Source organism: Pseudonocardia sp. 2-7 (genome assembly GCF_056341085.1).
The window spans coordinates 2,065,498-2,083,883 of the sequence record NZ_CP094507.1; the positions used below are offsets into that span (position 1 = coordinate 2,065,498).

General features: G+C 76.6%; 14 protein-coding genes. All 14 read left to right on the forward strand.

The features are described 5' to 3' along the window. Nucleotides 1-310: 310 nt before the first annotated feature. The gene (locus MTO91_RS10265) at nucleotides 311-1,921 is read left to right on the forward strand and encodes a UDP-N-acetylmuramoyl-L-alanyl-D-glutamate--2,6-diaminopimelate ligase (RefSeq protein WP_476654372.1); all 1,611 of its coding nucleotides are present in this window, start codon (nucleotides 311-313) and stop codon (nucleotides 1,919-1,921) included. Between the two features lie 94 nt (nucleotides 1,922-2,015). Next, a complete protein-coding gene (locus MTO91_RS10270; protein ID WP_405417966.1) occupies nucleotides 2,016-3,461 on the forward strand; it encodes a UDP-N-acetylmuramoyl-tripeptide--D-alanyl-D-alanine ligase in 1,446 nt (481 codons plus the stop codon). Beyond that, the gene (gene mraY, locus MTO91_RS10275) at nucleotides 3,458-4,528 is read left to right on the forward strand and encodes a phospho-N-acetylmuramoyl-pentapeptide-transferase (protein ID WP_062404548.1); all 1,071 of its coding nucleotides are present in this window, start codon (nucleotides 3,458-3,460) and stop codon (nucleotides 4,526-4,528) included. The genes MTO91_RS10270 and mraY overlap by 4 nt, the downstream gene beginning before the upstream one ends. Then, nucleotides 4,525-5,943, forward strand: a complete 1,419-nt coding sequence (gene murD, locus MTO91_RS10280) for a UDP-N-acetylmuramoyl-L-alanine--D-glutamate ligase (RefSeq protein WP_476654373.1) — start codon at nucleotides 4,525-4,527, stop codon at nucleotides 5,941-5,943. Before mraY ends, murD begins: the two co-directional genes overlap by 4 nt. Next, entirely contained in the window at nucleotides 5,940-7,220 is a 1,281-nt protein-coding gene (ftsW, locus tag MTO91_RS10285; protein WP_208826625.1) for a putative lipid II flippase FtsW, read from the forward strand. Before murD ends, ftsW begins: the two co-directional genes overlap by 4 nt. A gap of 2,247 nt (nucleotides 7,221-9,467) precedes the next feature. Beyond that, nucleotides 9,468-10,544: a UDP-N-acetylglucosamine--N-acetylmuramyl-(pentapeptide) pyrophosphoryl-undecaprenol N-acetylglucosamine transferase gene (locus MTO91_RS10290; RefSeq protein ID WP_208820799.1), complete on the forward strand. Its 1,077-nt coding sequence runs from the start codon at nucleotides 9,468-9,470 to the stop codon at nucleotides 10,542-10,544. A 47-nt stretch (nucleotides 10,545-10,591) separates the two neighbouring features. After that, on the forward strand, nucleotides 10,592-11,956 hold the full coding sequence (gene murC / locus MTO91_RS10295) for a UDP-N-acetylmuramate--L-alanine ligase (protein ID WP_405421885.1): 1,365 nt from the start codon (nucleotides 10,592-10,594) through the stop codon (nucleotides 11,954-11,956). A 34-nt stretch (nucleotides 11,957-11,990) separates the two neighbouring features. Next, the gene (locus MTO91_RS10300) at nucleotides 11,991-13,022 is read left to right on the forward strand and encodes a cell division protein FtsQ/DivIB (RefSeq protein WP_476654374.1); all 1,032 of its coding nucleotides are present in this window, start codon (nucleotides 11,991-11,993) and stop codon (nucleotides 13,020-13,022) included. A 224-nt stretch (nucleotides 13,023-13,246) separates the two neighbouring features. Then, nucleotides 13,247-14,668: a cell division protein FtsZ gene (gene ftsZ / locus MTO91_RS10305; protein WP_476654375.1), complete on the forward strand. Its 1,422-nt coding sequence runs from the start codon at nucleotides 13,247-13,249 to the stop codon at nucleotides 14,666-14,668. A 20-nt stretch (nucleotides 14,669-14,688) separates the two neighbouring features. Next, nucleotides 14,689-15,456 (forward strand): peptidoglycan editing factor PgeF, encoded by a 768-nt coding sequence (pgeF, locus tag MTO91_RS10310; protein ID WP_476654376.1) that lies wholly within the window; start codon nucleotides 14,689-14,691, stop codon nucleotides 15,454-15,456. Nucleotides 15,457-15,520: 64 nt separating this feature from the next. After that, entirely contained in the window at nucleotides 15,521-16,279 is a 759-nt protein-coding gene (locus MTO91_RS10315) for a YggS family pyridoxal phosphate-dependent enzyme (protein WP_073573919.1), read from the forward strand. Between the two features lie 128 nt (nucleotides 16,280-16,407). After that, entirely contained in the window at nucleotides 16,408-17,157 is a 750-nt protein-coding gene (locus tag MTO91_RS10320; RefSeq protein WP_476654377.1) for a cell division protein SepF, read from the forward strand. Nucleotides 17,158-17,160: 3 nt separating this feature from the next. After that, nucleotides 17,161-17,457, forward strand: coding sequence for a YggT family protein (locus tag MTO91_RS10325; protein WP_373324230.1), 297 nt, complete (start codon nucleotides 17,161-17,163; stop codon nucleotides 17,455-17,457). A gap of 47 nt (nucleotides 17,458-17,504) precedes the next feature. Continuing rightward, on the forward strand, nucleotides 17,505-18,359 hold the full coding sequence (gene wag31, locus MTO91_RS10330; RefSeq protein WP_073573917.1) for a DivIVA-like cell division protein Wag31: 855 nt from the start codon (nucleotides 17,505-17,507) through the stop codon (nucleotides 18,357-18,359). The last annotated feature ends 27 nt before the right edge of the window (nucleotides 18,360-18,386 follow it).

Sequence of the window (18,386 nt, forward strand, 5' to 3'; positions counted from 1 at the left end):
CGGGTGCCGTCCGGGCCGCCGTGCACCCCGCCCGACGAGCCGCCCACCGGCCCGGAACCTGCGCCGGATGGCCGTATCCGGCTCGTCGGACGACCGTGTGCCGGTCGTCGTTCCGCCGCCCGCCGCGACCGCCTCCGCGAGCGGTCGCGGGCGCCTGACCGGGACGAGGGGCGGCCCGCGGCGGTCGGTAACCTCCGGCCCTGTGCCCGACCTCCACACCGCAGCCACCGCCCGCTCCCGGAGCGCCGGCGGATCCGCGCTCGGCGGCGGGCCGGGTGGTGTGCAGGGCGACCGGACGGGGACGGGTGACGTGGCGGGATCCCTCGAGTCGCTGCCGGACCGCCCGTCGCAGGTGCGCCCGGTCGACGTCGCCCTGCTCGGGCGGCTCGTCGGCGCCGAGCTGAACCCGCGCACCGCCGGCAGCGGGCCCGGCCCGCTGCTCGACCCCGCGGCCGGACCGCACACCGTCACCGGCGCCACCCTGCGGGCGGGCTCGGTGCGCCCCGGCGACCTGTTCGCGGCCCTGCCCGGCGCCCGCGCCCACGGCGCCGACTTCGCCGCGCAGGCCGTCGCCTCGGGCGCCGGCGCGATCCTCACCGACGCCGCGGGCGCGGACCGCGCCGAGATCCGGCACTCCCGGCTCCCGGTGCTGGTGCACCCGAACCCGCGTGAGGTCCTCGGCCCGGTCTCGGCCGCCGTCTACGGCGAGCCCACCGCCCGCCTGCGGGTGCTCGGGGTGACCGGCACCTCGGGCAAGACCACCGTCGCGCACCTGCTGGAGGCGGGCCTGACCGCCGCCGGGCGGGCCACCGGCCTGCTCGGCACCGTGCGGACCCGGGTCCAGGTCCCCGGCCACCCGGCCCGGGCGCTGCCCAGCGCGTTCACCACCCCCGAGGCCCCGGACCTGCAGGCGCTGTTCGCGGTCATGGTCGAGGCCGGCGTGACCGACGTGGCCATGGAGGTCTCCAGCCACGCGCTCGCGCTCGGCCGGGTCGGCGGGTCCCGCTTCACCGCCGGGGCCTTCACCAACCTGTCCCAGGACCACCTGGACTTCCACCCCACGATGACCGACTACTTCGAGGCCAAGGCCCGGCTGTTCGGCGGCGGCGGGGCGGGCGTGGAGGCCGCGCGGCACGGCGTCGTCTGCGTCGACGACGAGTGGGGCCGCCGGCTGGCGGCCCGCCACCGGGACGCGGTCACCGTCTCCTCCGACCCGCGCGGCGCGCCCGCCACCTGGACGGTCCGCGACCTCACCGCCCACCCCGACGGCACCCAGACCTTCACCGCGGTCGGCCCCGGCGGGCTCGCGGTGCCGGTCACGCTGAGCCTGCCCGGCCGCTACAACGTCGCGAACGCGCTCGTCGCGCTGGCCGTGCTCGACGCCGACGGGATCGACCCCGAGGTGGCCGCGGCCGGGTTCGCCCGGGCGTCGGTGCCGGGCCGGATGCAGCGCGTCGACGCCGGTCAGCCCTGGCTGGGCGTGGTCGACTACGCGCACAAGCCGGCCGCCGTCGCCGCGCTGCTGGACGCGCTGCGCCGCCAGGTCCGCCCGCACGCGCGGGTGATCACCGTGCTCGGCTGCGGCGGGGACCGCGACACCGGCAAGCGCCCGCTGATGGGCGCCGCGGCCGCGATCCGGTCCGACGTGCTCGTCGTGACCGACGACAACCCCCGCAGCGAGGAGCCCGGCGCGATCCGCCGCGCGATGCTCGACGGCGCGTTCGGCGAGCCCGCCCGCGGTGACGTCATCGAGATCGGCGACCGGCGCAGCGCGATCGTCTACGCGGTCCGCTCGGCCCGCCCGGGCGACGCGGTGGTGGTCGCCGGCAAGGGCCACGAGGCCGGCCAGGAGATCAACGGCGTCAAGTACCCGTTCGACGACACCGACGAGCTGGTGGCGGCGATCCGGGCGGCGACGTGACGCGCCGCGGGGCGGCAGGGCAGGGCGTGCCGGCACCCGGCACGGACCGCGCACGGGCAGGAGGACGGATCGGACCGGTGGAGGCGAGCGGGCGATGATCGAGATGACGCCGGCGGAGATCGCGGCCGTGACCGGCGGCCGCTTGCACCGCATCGACGAGGAGGCCGCCGCCGTGCCGGTCACCGCCGTCGAGTTCGACTCCCGGAGGGTCGGGCCGGGCGGGCTGTTCCTGGCGCTGCCGGGGGAGCGGGCCGACGGCCACGACTTCGCCGCGCAGGCCGTCACCCGCGGTGCGACCGCGGTGCTGGCGGGCCGCGAGGTCGACGCCCCCGCGGTCGTCGTGCCGCCGGTCGAGGTCCGCGACAGCCACACCTACCTCGGTGCGGTCGACCCCGACGGGACCGGCGCCGCCGTCCTGGCCGGGCTGGGGCGCCTCGCCCGGCACGTGCTGGGCGCCCTGCCGGGCCTCGCCGTCGTCGGCGTGACCGGGTCGGCGGGCAAGACCTCCACCAAGGACCTGCTGGCCGCGGTGCTGTCCCCGCTGGGGCCGACCGTCGCGCCGCCGGAGTCGTTCAACAACGAGCTCGGGACGCCGTACACGGCGCTGCGCGCGGACGCGGGCACCCGCAACCTCGTGCTGGAGTTCTCCGCCCGCGGGATCGGCCACATCGCCGCGCTGTGCGCGGTCGCGCCACCGCGGATCGGGGTCGTCCTCAACGTCGGCTCCGCCCACCTCGGCGAGTTCGGCTCCCGCGCCGCGATCGCCACGGCGAAGGGCGAGCTCGTCGAGGCGCTGCCACCGGGTGACCTGCCCGGCGGGCGGGGCGGCGTCGCCGTCCTCAACGCCGACGACGAGCTGGTCGCCGCCATGGCGACCCGCACCCCCGCCCGGGTCGTCACCTTCGGACGCGCCGCGGACGCGCACGTGCGGGCCACCGACGTCACCCTGACCGCGGGCCGGGCGTCGTTCCGGCTGGTCACCCCGGCCGGGTCGGCCGACGTCGCGCTGCGGCTGGTGGGGGAGCACCAGGTCTCCAACGCGCTCGCCGCCGCCGCGGTCGCCCTCGAGCTGGGCGGCACCCCGGACGGGATCGCGGCGGCGCTGTCCGCCGCGACACCGGCGTCGCGCTGGCGGATGGAGGTCACCGACCGCGCCGACGGGGTGACCGTCGTCAACGACGCCTACAACGCCAACCCCGAGTCCGTCCGCGCCGCGATCACCGCGCTCGGGCAGATCGCCGGCCCGGACCGCCGGGCCTGGGCCGTGCTCGGCCCGATGGCCGAGATCGGCGACGGCGCGGCCGCCGAGCACGCCGCGGCAGCGGAGAACGCCCGCGCCGCCGGGGCCCGGGTGGTCGCCGTCGGCGCACCCGACTACGGGCCCGGCGCCGAGCACGTCGCCGACGTGCCCGCCGCCCTGACCCTGCTGCGGGAGCGGACCCGGCCCGGCGACGTCGTGCTGGTCAAGGCCTCCCGCAGCGCCGGGCTGGAGCGGCTCGCCGCCGGCCTGCTGACGACCGAGGGAATGGTGTGCCGGTGAGGGGCCTGTTCCTGGCCGCGGGTCTCGCGCTCGCGGTGTCGATCCTGCTCACCCCGTACCTGATCCGCTTCTTCGCGCGGCAGGGCTTCGGGCAGGAGATCCGCGAGGAGGGCCCGCAGAGCCACCAGTCCAAGCGCGGTACGCCGACGATGGGCGGCGTGGCGATCCTGCTCGCCATCTGGGTGGGCTACCTGGGCTCGCACGCGTTCACCCGGGAGCCGATCACGGCCTCGGCGCTGCTGGTGCTGTTCCTGACCACCGCGCTGGGCGTCGTCGGGTTCCTCGACGACTTCCTCAAGATCCGTCGCCAGCGCAACCTCGGGTTGAACAAGACCTCCAAGATCGTCGGCCAGGTCCTGACCGCGACGATCTTCGGTGTGCTCGCGGTGCGCTTCGTGAACGAGCGCAACCTCGCGCCCGCCTCGGAGAGCCTGTCGTTCGTCCGCGACATCACGGTGCTGAGCTTCGGCGTCGTCGGGTTCGTGCTGCTGTGCAACCTGATCGTCGCCGCCTGGTCGAACGCGGTGAACCTCACCGACGGCCTCGACGGCCTGGCCGCCGGTACCGCCGCGATGGTGCTCGGCACCTACGTGATCATCGCGTTCTGGCAGTTCCGCAACAACTGCGCGATCGCCGCGACCGCGGGCTGCTACGAGGTCCGCGACCCGCTCGACGTCGGCCTGGTCGCCGCCGCCGCGATGGGCGGCTGCATCGGGTTCCTCTGGTGGAACGCCGCCCCGGCCCGCATCTTCATGGGCGACACGGGGTCGCTCGCGCTGGGCGGCCTGCTCGCCGGGCTGTCGATGGTGACCCGCACCGAGCTGCTGCTCGTCGTCATCGGCGGCGTGTTCGTCGTCGAGGCGCTGTCGGTGTCGCTGCAGATCATCGTGTTCCGCACCTCGCGCCGCCGGCTGTTCCGGATGGCGCCGTTCCACCACCACTTCGAGCTCGCCGGATGGGCCGAGACGACCGTCATCATCCGGTTCTGGCTGCTCGCCGCGATCTGCGCGGCGATGGGGCTGGGCATCTTCTACTCCGAGTGGCTGTCCATGTCGGGTTCCGGGTGAGCGGCCCGTTCGGCGGGGACCCGGTCCTGGTCGCGGGGGCCGGTGTCTCGGGTCTCGCGGCCGCGACGGCCCTGGTGGACGCGGGGGCCCGGGTGCTCCTGTCCGACGACCGCGCCGACGCGCTGGCCGCGCTGCCCGACGGCGTCGAGCCGTGGCGTGGCGGCGGGATCCCCGAGGGGGTCCGCACCGTCGTCACCTCGCCCGGGCGCCGGCCGGACCACCCGCTGGTCGCCGAGGCCGCCGGGCTCGGCGTCGAGGTCATCGGGGAGCCCGAGCTCGCCTGGCGGCTCGGCGCGCTGCGCGACACGCCGCCGTCGTGGCTGGTCGTGACCGGCACCAACGGCAAGACCACCACCACCGAGATGCTCGCCGCGATCCTCGCGCGCGCCGGGGTCGACGCCGTCGCCTGCGGCAACATCGGCCACCCGGTGGTCACCGCGGTCGCGGAGGGCCACGAGGTGCTCGCGGTCGAGCTGTCGAGCTTCCAGCTGCACTGGTCGCCGTCGGTGCGCCCGGCCGCGGGCGTGGTGCTCAACGTCGCCGAGGACCACCTGGACTGGCACGGCGGGATGGACGCCTACGCCGCGGCCAAGGCACGTGCGCTGCTGGGCGACGTCGCGGTCGGCGGGGTCGACGACCCCGTGGCCGCACGGCTGCTCGGGGAGTCCCCGGCACCGCGACGCGTCGGGGTCACCCTCGGCCCGCCCGGACCGGACCAGCTCGGCGTCGCCGACGGGGTGCTGACCGACCGCGCGTTCGGCGGCGGGGCGCTGCTGGCGGCCGACGCCGTCGTCCCCCCGGGGCCGCCCGGGATCACCGACGCGCTCGCCGCGGCCGCGCTGGCCCGCGCGCACGGTGTCGACCCGGAGCACGTCGGCGCCGCCCTGGCGGCGTTCGCCCCCGGCCCGCACCGCAGCGCCCCGGCCGGCGAGCACGCCGGTGTCACCTACCTCGACGACTCCAAGGCGACCAACCCGCACGCCGCCGGGGCCGCGCTGGCCGCCGTCGCCGCCCGGCGGCCCGGTGCCCGCGCCGTCTGGGTGGTCGGCGGGCTGCTCAAGGGGGTCGACCCGGCCGAGCTCGGCAGGCTCGCCGCCGCGCACGCCGAGCGGCTGGCGGGGATCGTCGTGATCGGGACGGACCGGACACCGATCGTCGAGGCGCTGACGCGACACGCGCCCGGCCTCCCGGTCGAGGAGGTCGCGCCGGGACACGATGGTCCGATGGCGCCCTCCGACCCGCAGGACCCGATGCCGGCCGCGGTCCGCCGCGCGTCCGGCCTGGCCCGCCCCGGCGACGTCGTGCTGCTCGCCCCGGCCGCCGCCTCGATGGACCAGTTCCGCGACTACGCCCACCGCGGCGACGCGTTCGCCGCCGCCGTCGCCGGCCTGGCCGCCGCCGGGGTGTCCCGGTGAGCCCGGCCGCGCCGGACCGCACGCTCGGCCAGGCCGCCGTGACCGGCACCCGCGGGGCCGTGCGACGGCTGCGGCGCTGGCTGCGCCGCCCGCTGACCTCGCTGCACCTGATCCTCGGCGTCTTCGGGCTGCTGACCCTGTTCGGGCTGGTGATGGTGCTGTCCGCGTCGTCGGTCGGCGACGGCTCGTCGTACTCGGTGTTCACCCGTCAGCTGATGTTCTGCGCGGTCGGGCTGGTGCTGTTCTACGTGGGCCTGCGGGTCCCCCCGCGTCGCCTGCGCGCCGCGGCACCGGTCCTGCTGATCATCGGCCTGGTCGCGCTGGTCCTGGTGCTGATCCCGGGGATCGGTGCGCTGCGCGGCGGCGCCCGGTCCTGGTTCGCGTTCGGCCCGGTCTCGCTGCAGCCGTCGGAGGGCGTGAAGATCGCGCTGACGCTGTGGGGCGCCCACGTGCTCGCCGCCCGCCGCGCCGTGATGCACCGCTGGAAGCACGCCCTCAACCCGGTCGTCCCGGTGACGCTGGTGATCTTCACGCTGCTCGTCCTGGAGCCCGACCTCGGCATGACGATCTCGGTCGGGATCATCATGCTCGCGCTGCTGTACTTCGGCGGCGCCCCGGTGAAGCTGCTCGCGCTGATCGCGGGCGGCGGCCTGGCCGGCGCGGTGATCCTCGGGCTGACCGCCGGGTACCGGGCCAGCCGGATCACGGCGTTCCTGTCGTCGTCGGCGGACCCGCTGGGCCCGGCCTACCAGGCGACGCAGGCGCTGTACGCGCTCGCCGACGGCGGCCTGTTCGGCGTCGGTCTCGGCCAGGGCCGGGCGAAGTGGGACTACCTGCCCAACGCCCACAACGACTTCATCTTCGCGATCATCGGCGAGGAGCTGGGCCTGGTCGGCGCGGGAGCGGTACTCGCGCTCTTCGCGACGCTGGCCTACACCGGCATGCGGATCGCCGCCCGCAACACCGACCCGTGGCTGCGGATCGTCGTTGCGACGTCGACGGCGGGCATGGTCGTGCAGGCGTCGATCAACATCGGGTACGTCGTGGGACTGCTGCCGGTGACCGGGCTGCAGCTCCCGCTGATCTCCTCCGGCGGTACCTCGCTGGTGGTGACCATGTTCCTGTTCGGGCTGCTCACGAACGCGGCCCGGCACGAGCCGGAGGCGGTCGCCGCGCTCCGGAAGGACGGGCAGGGGCGGCTGGCGAAGCTGCTGCGCCTGCCGTTGCCGCAGCCCTACCGCGCACCGGCACCGGTGTCGCGGTGGGCGGCGCGTTAGGGCGCTCCCACTCCGGGTGGGAGCGGACACGACGGACGACGCAAGGGGCACGAGAGCGTGACGGGTACGGATCAGACCGGCGGGAACGACGGCACCGGCTCGGGCCGGGAGCCCGGCCGGCGTCCGACCATGGGCGGCCGCGCCCCCGGGCCCCACGAGGTCCGGCCGGACGGTGTGGTCTTCGGCGCCCCGGACGGGGCGGGCGGCACGGGCGGTCGCCCGGCCTGGCCCACGGAGTCCCCGTCGGGTGCGGACCTGTTCGGTGCCTCCGCTGCTCCGGAGTCCGCGTCGGCGCAGGTCCCCGCGTCGCAGCCGTCCGTCGAGCCGGGTCCGCGTGGTCCGCAGCGGCTGCCCGGTACCGGGTGGGACCCGCATGCGCAGTCCCGCCGCCCGGGTGGCGCCCCGCGCAGCGGTGACGGGCCGCAGGGGACGAACGGCGTCGCGCACGGCGACCGCGGCGCGGCCCGGCCGGCGAACGGCGCCGCGCACGAGGACCTCGGGCCCGACGGCGCCGACCGCCACGACGGCCCGCGCACCGACGGCCCGCGGAACGGCGTCGCACGCAACGGTGCCGACCGCCACGACGCCCCGCACGACGGTGACCCGCGCAACGGCACTCCGCAGAACGGCACTCCGCAGAACGGCACTCCGCAGAACGGCGCCCCCCGCAACGGCGGCTCCCGGAACGGCGCACCGGGCAACGGTGTCCCGCGCGGCGCGGCCGAGGGGGACCAGGGTGCTCCGCAGGGCCCGAACGGCGTGTCCCACGGCCCGGACGGCGTCGCCCCGGACGGTGGCCCGCGCGGCCTGAACGGCGCACCGCGCCCCGCCGACGACGCCGGACAGCAGCCGGGCGGCCTGCCGCGCCGCCGGCCCGGGGGACCGGTGCCGCCCGGAGCGATGCCGGCGCGTCCCGGCGCGGCCGACGACCTGTTCACCCCCCGCGGGAGCACCGGACGCAGCGGCCCGGACCCGACCCGGTCCGGCGCCCCGGCGAACGGCGTGCCGCGCACCGGCCCGGGGGAGGACGGCCCCACCGCCGGCCCCGCACCCGCCGGTCCGGGGCCGCACGTCCCCGGCGCGCCGGGGACGGACACCGGCCCCACCGTCGCCGCCACCGGCCCGGACCCGGTCGACACGACCGGACCGGACGCCGGGACGGGCCCGCAGCAGCCCGTCGCCGACGGCCGGGACACCGCAGCGGCCGAGGACCCCACGGCGACCGACCCCGGGCGGAGCGCCCCGCAGCGGACCGGCCCGCAGCAGCCCCGGCGGACCGGCCCGGCGACCCCGGGGCCGGAGTCCACCGGATCCACCCCGGCCCGCCGGGAGCAGGCGGCCGGCGAACCGCCGACCGTCGCGCACCCCGCGGGCGACGCCGCCGGGCTCCCGGCCGCCGCCTCGGCGGACACCCCGTCGGGCACCGGGTGGCAGCAGGCCCGGACCCCGTCGGCCCCGCAGCAGCGCCCGGCGCAGCCCGGCGAGCGTGAGCACGCCGGCGTCACCGCCACCGGTCCGCAGAGCGGGCCCGAGCCGGGCGCGCTGTCGGCGACCGGTCCCCGTGGCCCGGTACCCCCGCACGGCAGGTTCGCCCCCGGTCCGTACGCGCCCGGACGTCCCGGCGCCGGTCCCCACGGCCCCGTCCCCGGTGGCCCCGGCCCGCAGCAGTTCGGGCGTCCCGGCCCCGCGGGCCCGAACGCCCTGACCGGCACCGGCCCGCACCACCCCGCCGCCGGACAGCAGGGCCCCGGACAGCAGGGCCCCGGACAGCAGGGCCCCGGAGCACAGGGCCCGGGCACCGCCCGCCCGCGTCCGCAGGGTCCCGGATCGCAGGCGCCGGGTCAGCAGGGCCCCGCACGTCAGGGGCCCGGGTACGCGGGCCCCGGCCGCCCGGGTCCCGCGGGAACCGGCCCGTTCCGCCCGGTCGGCCCGGGCGGGTTCGGTCCGGCCACCCCCGGCCCGTACGGCCCCGGCGGACCCGGTGCACCCGGCCGGCAGGGCCCCGGTGGTCCGGTCACCCCCGGACCGCAGGGCCCGGGTGCCCCCCAGGGCCCCGGCGGCCCGCAGCCGCACGGCCTCCAGGGACCCGGCCCCCAGGGACCCGGCCCCCAGCCGAACGGCCCGCAGCAGAACCCGCAGGGCGACGGCGTGCCCGGGCCCGGCGTGCCCGGACCCACCTGCCCCGACGCGACCCGCACCTTCGGCCCCGCCACCACGCGACCCGCGGGGGAGCAGGCGCCGGCGCCGGTGCGGGGCGGCCTGTCGGTCGTCGTCGCCGGGGGTGGGTCGGCCGGGCACATCGAGCCCGCGCTGGCCGTCGCCGACGCGATCCGGCGGCTCGTCCCGGGAGCCCGGGTCACCGCGCTCGGCACCGAGAAGGGCCTCGACACCCAGCTGATCCCGGCCCGCGGCTACCCGCTCGAGCTGATCCCGCCGGTGCCGCTGCCCCGCAAGCCCACCGCCGACCTGTTCAAGCTCCCCGGCAACGTCCGGGGCGCGGTGAAGCGGGTCCGTGAGGTGCTCGAGGCGGCCGAGGCCGACGTCGTCGTCGGGTTCGGCGGGTTCGTCTCGCTGCCCGCCTACCTCGGCGCCCGCGGCCGGGTGCCGATCGTCGTGCACGAGGCGAACGCCCGCGCCGGGCTCGCGAACAAGGTCGGTGCGCGGTTCGCCTCCGCCGTCTGCGTCGCGGTGCCCGGCACCGGACTCGCGAACGAGGAGGTGGTCGGGATGCCGCTGCGCCGCTCGATCACCACTCTGGACCGGGCGTCGCTGCGGCCGGAGGCCCGGACGCACTTCAACCTCCCGCCGCACGGACCGGTGCTGCTGGTCTTCGGCGGCTCCCAGGGCGCCCGGACCCTGAACGACGCGGTCGCCGAGTCCCTGCCCGCCTTCACCGAGCGGGGCATCTCGGTCCTGCACGCGTACGGGAAGAACGGCACCCCCGCCGACCCGCGGCCCGGCTACGTGCCGGTGCCCTACATCGAGCGGATGGACCTCGCCTACGCCGCCGCGGACGTCGTCCTCGGCCGGTCCGGCATGACCACCGTCGCCGAGCTCACCGCCGTCGGGCTGCCCGCGGTGTACGTGCCGCTGCCGCACGGCAACGGTGAGCAGGCGCTCAACGCCCGCCCGGTCGTCGAGGCCGGGGGCGGCAAGCTCGTGCAGGACGAGGACATGAACGGCGACCGCGCGATCGACGAGCTGATGCCGATGCTCACCGACCCCGACCTGGCCCTCGCGATGGGCCGCCGCGCCCGCGCCGCCGGGCACGGCGAGGCCGACGAGAGGATCGCCCGCATCGTCATGGAGGTGGCGGGCCGGTGAGCGTGCTCTCCGACCACGTCCACCTCATCGGGATCGGCGGCGCCGGGATGAGCGGGATCGCGCGGATCCTGCTCGCCCGCGGAGCGACCGTCTCCGGGTCCGACGCGCGGGACTCCCGCACGGTCACCGCGCTGCGCGCGCTCGGCGCACGCGTCGAGACCGGGCACGACGCCGGCCACCTGCGCCACGACGGCGAGACCCCGCCGACCGTGGTCGTCTCCACCGCGATCCGGGAGACCAACCCGGAGCTGGCCGCCGCCCGCGAGCGCGGCTACGACGTCGTCCACCGGGCGGTCGCACTGGCCGCGCTCACCGAGGGACGGCGGCTGGTCGCCGTCGCCGGGACGCACGGCAAGACCTCGACGACGTCGATGGTCACCGTCGCCCTGCAGCACGCCGGGGCCGACCCGTCGTTCGCGATCGGCGGCGACCTGTCGGTGTCCGGGTCGGGCGCCCACCACGGCAGCGGCGACGTGTTCGTCGTCGAGGCCGACGAGAGCGACGGCTCGTTCACCGCGTTCGCCCCGTCGGTCGCGATCGTCACCAACGTCGAGCCCGACCACCTCGACCACCACGGCGACGAGGCCGCCTACCGGGCGGTGTTCGAGCGGTTCCTGGAACGGCTCGTCCCCGGCGCCACGCTGGTCGCCTGCGCCGACGACCCGGGGTCCGCCGAGGTCGCGGTGCGGGCGGAGGAGTCGGGCGTCACCGTGCTGCGCTACGGCCGCACCGCGACCGGCCCGCACGACGCCCGGCTGCTCGAGTTCACCCCGGACGGCACCGGCTGCCGTGCGCGGTTCCGCACCGGCGACGCCGAGCACGAGCTCACCCTCGGCGTCCCGGGCGAGCACATGGTCCTCAACGCGCTCGGTGCGTTCCTCGCCGGCGTCGCCGTCGGGACCGACCCGGCCGTGCTGCTGGAGGGCCTCGCCGGGTTCGGCGGGGTGCAGCGCCGGTTCGAGTTCAAGGGCCGCGCCCGCGGCGTGTCGGTCTACGACGACTACGCCCACCACCCCACCGAGGTCGCCGCCACCCTGCGCGCCGCCCGCGAGGCCGCGCCGGTCCGCGACGGGCGACGCGGCCGCGTCCTGGTCGCGTTCCAGCCGCACCTGTACTCCCGCACCCGGCTGTTCGCCGCCGAGTTCGGCGCGTCGCTGTCGCTGGCGGACGAGGTGATGGTGCTCGACGTCTACGGTGCCCGGGAGGATCCCGAACCCGGCGTCGGTCCGGCGCTCATCTCCGACGCGGTGACGTTGCCGGCCGGGCGGGTGCACCGAGCCCCCTCGTGGGAGCGGACACCCGCGGCGATCGCCGCGCTCGCGACCGACGGCGACGTCGTGATCACCATGGGCGCCGGTGACGTCACCGCGCTCGGGCCGGAGATCCTGCGGGAGCTCGCCGGCGAGGGGTGAGCGCGCGACACGGCGGCGGCACAGCGGGGGCACGATGAGCAGCGACGAGCAGGACACCGGCGACGACCGGGCCCGGGACGGTGCCCGCTCGCCGGGCCGCCGTGACCCCGAGCAGGAGCGCCGCGCCGCCGAGCGCGCCCGGCGCATCCGGGAGCGCCGCGCCGCCGAACGCCGCGCCGCCGCCGGGACCCCCGCCGCCGACGGCCACGACCAGCCCGACGAGCCCGACGAGCCCGGGGAGGCCGGCGACCGGGCCGCCGACACCGAGGAGGTGGCCGGCCCGGCGGGCCGGGGGAGCGGGCGCGGCGCGGCTGCCGCGGTCCGGGAGCGCACGGCGGCCCGCGCGGCCGAACGGTCCCGCAGCCGCGACCCGCGCTACCGGCGCCGTCGCCTCGTCGCCCTGCTGGCCACCGCCGCCGTCGTGCTCCTCGGGGTGTCCGCGGCCGGCTGGTGGGCGCTGGGCCGGTACGGCCCCCCGGTGGCCACCGTGCGGGTCGACGGCACCCGCCAGATCCCCGTCCGCGACGTCGAGGACGCCGCGGGCGACCAGACCGGTGTCCCGCTCGCCGCGGTCGACACCGACGGCGTCGCCGCCCGCGTGTCGGCCATCCCCGGCGTCGCCGCGGTGGAGGTCGACCGGTCCTGGCCGGACACCCTGGTGGTGGCCGTGACCGAACGCACCCCGGCCGCGCTGCTCGACACCCCGGACGGGCCGAAGCTCGTCGACGTCACCGGGTTCGTCTACCGCGACGCCCCGCCCGACGTCCGGCTGCCCCGGCTCCAGCTGCCGCGCGTCGCCCCGGACGACCCCGCCACCCTCGCCGCGGTCGGCGTCCTGCAGGCACTGCCGGTCCCGGTCCGCGACCAGGTGCAGACGCTGTCGCTCGGCGGGGGCGGATCCACCTTCGAGCTGGGGCTCACCGAGGACCGGCGGGTCCTGTGGGGCCCGTGGCCGGACACCGACCGGACCGCCGCCCGGGCCCGGGTCCTCGGACCGGTGCTGCAGCGCGAGGGCGCCGTCTACGACGTCTCCAGCCCGTCGCTGGTCACCGTCCGGCAGCGCTGACCCGCCGCACCCGGCCAGATCGTCGCGGTGGGTGACCGTCCGACGACCGTGCGGGTTTCCACCGGCGGCGAGGTCGAACCACCCGGGCGGGGTGTTGTCGTCGTGCGGCGCGCCTGCTGGACCCGGGCACCGCACTCCACTTAGCGTGCGCACCCGAAGGCCCGGGGCACCCGGAGCTTGACCCACCCGAACCCCGGACCCCGAGCGACTGGAAGGTGCCGCGCATGACGCCCCCGCACAACTACCTGGCAGTGATCAAGGTGGTCGGCATCGGTGGCGGCGGCGTCAACGCCGTCAACCGGATGATCGAGGTCGGCCTCAAGGGCGTCGAGTTCATCGCGGTGAACACCGACGCCCAGGCCCTCCTCATGTCCGACGCCGACGTGAAGCTCGACATCGGTCGTGAGCTGACCCGCGGCCTCGGTGCCGGCGCCAACCCCGAGGTCGGGGGCAAGGCCGCCGAGGACCACGCCGAGGAGATCGAGGAGGTCCTCAAGGGGGCCGACATGGTCTTCGTCACCGCGGGCGAGGGCGGCGGCACCGGCACCGGCGGCGCACCCGTCGTCGCGTCGATCGCCCGCAAGCTCGGCGCGCTGACCATCGGTGTCGTCACCCGCCCGTTCACCTTCGAGGGGCGCCGCCGCGCCGGGCAGGCCGAGGAGGGCATCCAGGCGCTCCGCAACGAGTGCGACACCCTCATCGTCATCCCGAACGACCGGCTCCTGCAGCTCGGCGACGTCGGCGTCTCGCTGATGGACGCCTTCCGCTCCGCCGACGAGGTGCTCCTCTCCGGTGTCCAGGGCATCACCAACCTGATCACCACCCCCGGCCTGATCAACCTCGACTTCGCCGACGTCAAGTCGGTCATGTCCGGGGCCGGGTCGGCGCTGATGGGAATAGGGTCCGCACGCGGCGAGGGCCGCGCGGTGCAGGCCGCCGAGAAGGCGATCAACTCGCCGCTGCTCGAGGCGTCGATGGACGGCGCGCAGGGCGTGCTGCTGTCGATCGCGGGCGGCTCGGACCTCGGTCTGTTCGAGATCCACGAGGCGGCGTCGCTGGTCCAGGAGGCCGCGCACCCCGAGGCGAACATCATCTTCGGCACCGTGATCGACGACTCGCTCGGTGACGAGGTGCGGGTCACCGTGATAGCGGCCGGCTTCGAGGGCGGCACGCCGACCCACAAGAAGCTCGAGCCCGCCGTGTTCGCCCGCGGCACCCGGACGTCCGCCGAGCCCGCACCGCAGGCCGCGCCGCCCGCGGCGCCGCAGCAGGCCGAGCAGACCCAGCAGCACCACACCCAGCAGCACCAGGGCCAGCAGCCGCAGGGCCAGCAGCCGCAGGGCCAGTCCCGCTGGGCCGCGACGACCGCGACCACCCCGTCGGCGCCGCACCTGCCCGCCACGGCGCAGGCCCCCGAGCGCACCGGGACGCTGCCGCCCGCGCAGCCCACCGCCCCGGCCCCGCGCCAGGGCGACACCCAGCACCACGGCGGCGACGGCGCGTCCGTCCCGAGCGGTCCGATGTCCGCGCCGGCCTCGCCGACGTCGGCCCCGGCCCAGCACGGGACCGTCGGCGGGAACCCCGCGGCGCGTCCGGCCGAGCCGGTCGAGGACGAGGTGGACGTCCCGCCGTTCATGCGGCGCTGACCCGCGTGCCGGACTCACCGATGCCGGCCACGGCGGCCCGCGCGGGCGGCACCCGCCGCGCGCGGATCCGCCGGGTCACCACCACCCGGGCCGGTGGCCGGTCCGAGGGCCCGTTCACCTCGTTCAACCTGTCGTCGGGGGTCGGGGACGACCCGGCCGCGGTGACCGGGAACCGGGCCCGCGTCGTGCGTGAGCTCGGCCTGTCCGGACTGGTGTTCCTGAACCAGGTCCACGGCCGCGACGTCGCCGTGCTGCGCGAGCCCCCGCGGGCCCGCCCCGGCACCGGTGGTGTCGCCCCGGACATCGCCGACGTCGACGCCGTCGTCACCGACGTGCCGCTGCTCGGCGTCGCGGTGCTCGCGGCCGACTGCGTACCGGTGCTGCTCGGCGACCCGGTCGCCGGCGTCGTCGGGGCCGCCCACGCGGGCCGCGTCGGCGCGGCCGCGGGCGTCGTCGACGCCGTCGTGACCGAGATGACCGCACTGGGCGCGCAGCCCGCACGGCTGGAGGTCCTGCTCGGGCCGTCGGTCTGCGGCCGCTGCTACGAGGTGCCCCCGGCCATGCGCGCCGAGGTCGACGCCGCGCTGCCGGGCAGCGCGTCCACCACCCGCACCGGCACCGCCGGCCTGGACCTGCGCGCCGGGCTCACCCGCCGCCTCGCCGACCTCGGCGTCACGAAGGTCGCGACCGACCCGCGCTGCACCGTCGAGGACCCGGACCTGTTCAGCCACCGCCGCGACGGCCGCTGCGGCCGCCAGGCCGGGATCACCTGGCTCGACCCGCGCTGACCGGCGGCCCGGTCCGGCGATCCACGCCACGCGGGGCTCGCGGGCGCCCCCGCGGGCGGGAACGATGGACGCCGTGTCCGATCCCCGCACCCCCACCGCCGACCGCGTCGGCGAACTGACCGACCGACTGGCCGCCGTCCGCGAGCGGGTGGCCGAGGCCTGCCGCGCCGCCGGCCGCGACCCCTCCGAGGTCGGGCTGCTCGCCGTCACCAAGACGATCCCGGCCGCCGACGTGGCCGCGCTGGTCGACCTCGGGCTGGACGCCTTCGCCGAGAACCGCGCGCAGGAGGCGGCGTCCAAGGTGGACGAGGTCCGGGCGCTGCGCCCGGACGCCTCCCCGGACTGGTTCTTCGTCGGCGGGCTGCAGCGGAACAAGGTACGGACGGTGCTCCCGTGGGTGACACGGATCGACTCCGTCGACTCGCCCCGGCTGGCCCGCGCGATCGACAAGGAGGTCGCGAAGGCCCGCGACGCGGGGGAGCGCGGCGGCCCGCTGCCGGTGCTCGTGCAGTACAGCGTCGACGGCGACGCCGACCGCGGCGGCGTCGCCCCGGAGGGGCTCGTCGAGCTGACGGACCTGGTCACGGAGCTGCCGGGGCTGGAACTGGCCGGGCTGATGGCCGTCGCGCCGCTGGGCTGGGAGCCCGATGCGGCGTTCGAGCGGATCGCCGAGGCGCACCGGGAGACCGTCGGGCGGCACCCCGGGGCGACGGTCCTGTCCGCCGGGATGAGCGGGGACCTGGAGTCGGCGATCGGTCACGGATCGACGGTGGTGCGTGTCGGTACGGCCCTTGTGGGGGATCGGCGGATAGCCTCCGAGTAATCGCTGGTGGGTGTGGGTACTGAGCAGGTGGCGGAGACCGCACCGTCGGCGAGACCGTCGCCAGAACGCGGGGTGCGCGTGCGGTTGGGACGCGTACGGAGTCGAGCAGTACTGCGAGGGGACAGCGGATGAGCGCGATGTACCGGCTGAAGGCGTACTTCGGCATGGTCCCGGCCGACGAGATGGACTATGTGGACGAACCGGATCACTACCGGGGCGGCCACGAGCACCACGCCGGCCCGCGCGGTGACCGTTGGTCCGCCGGGGCCGGTCGGTTCGCCGACCAGGCGTCCTACGACGGCGACCGCTACGAGACCGCGGTCCGCTACGAGGACGGTTGGGGCGCCCGCCCGGCGCGGGAGACCCTCCGTCCGGCGCGCGCCGTGCGGCAGGATCCGCGCGGCGAGCGGGAGACGCTCGGGCTGGTCCCGGAGCGCGGGAACCTTCCCACTCCCCTCGGAGGCGGCCCCGGAGCGGCCGTCCGCGGGGCGCTGGCGATGGACCCGGAGACCCTCCGGGGTCCGGCACGCGAGGAGCGGAACGAGCCCGTCGTGGCCCCCGCGCCGGTGCCGGAGCAGCGCGACCGGGCGGCCGCGGGACCGGCGTCGATCACGACGCTGCACCCCCGCAGCTACAACGAGGCCCGCACCATCGGCGAGCGCTACCGCGACGGTGTGCCCGTCATCATGAACCTCACGGATCTGGACGGCGCGGCAGCGAAACGCCTGGTGGACTTCGCCGCGGGCCTGGCGTTCGCCCTGCGCGGGAGCATCGACAAGGTCACCGATCGGGTGTTCCTTCTCACGCCGGCCGACGTCGAGGTCTCCGCGGACGACGCGCGGAGGCTCGCCGAGCGCGGAGCTTTCCGACAGGATTGAGTCGTGGCCGACCCGATCCTGACGCTGATCTATTACGTCCTGTTCTTCTTCTGGCTGCTGCTCGCGGCCCGCATCGTCGTCGAGATGGTCCGGTCGTTCGCGCGCCAGTGGCGACCCGCCGGAGCGCCCGCCGTGGCGCTCGAGGTCGTCTTCACCGTGACCGACCCTCCGGTCAAGTTGCTGCGGAGAGTGATCCCCGTGGTCCGTATCGGAGGCGTAGGACTGGACCTGTCGATTATGGTTCTGTTGCTGGTGGTGTTCATCTCGATGAGCGCCGTCAGATCACAGCTCCTGGGATGAGCCCCAGTCACCCGGGAGTGCCGCCGAGGACCGCATGAGGTGATCCGATGCCGCTGACGCCCGCCGACGTTCATAACGTCGCGTTCAGCAAACCCCCGATCGGGAAGCGGGGTTACAACGAGGACGAGGTCGACGCCTTCCTCGATCTGGTCGAGGCCGAACTGGCCCGGCTGATCGGGGAGAACGACGACCTGCGCGACCAGGTCGCGCAGCTGGAGCAGCGTCTCGGCGATGCCGAGGCCGACCTGGAGGAGGCACGGAGCCAGCCGGCTCCGGCGCAGACCCAGGCCCTGGCCGCCTCCCCGTCGCCGATGGGCCGTGGTGCGGGTGCTCCCGCTCCGCAGCTGGCCGGTGCCGGCCCCGCCGATGCCGACGGCGGTGACCACCACGTGCAGGCCGCCAAGGTCCTGGGCCTCGCCCAGGAGATGGCGGACCGCCTGACCGCGGAGGCCAAGAACGAGGCCGACACGATGCTGTCGGACGCCCGGAACAAGTCCGAGCAGCTCCTGTCGGACGCCCGGACGAAGGCCGACGGCCTGGTCAACGACGCGCGCTCGCGTGCCGAGACCATGCTCAACGACGCCCGCACGCGGGCCGAGACGCTCGAGCGCCAGTCGCGCGAGAAGGCGTCCGGCCTGGTCAGTGAGGCCGAGCGCAAGCAGAACGAGATCATGGGCGCCATCCAGCGCGACAAGTCCGTTCTGGAGAAGAAGATCGACGAGCTCCGGACCTTCGAGCGGGAGTACCGCACCCGTCTGAAGACCTACCTGGAGTCGCAGCTGCGTGACCTGGAGGGTCGCGGTTCGGCTGCCCCGTCGGACGGCACCGGTGCCACCAGGTCGGGCTCGAACGGCGGGTACGCCGCCTCCGGGTACGGCCAGCGGGCCGACACCGGGAGCTGACCGCCCCACGGCGCCTCCGAGGTGCCG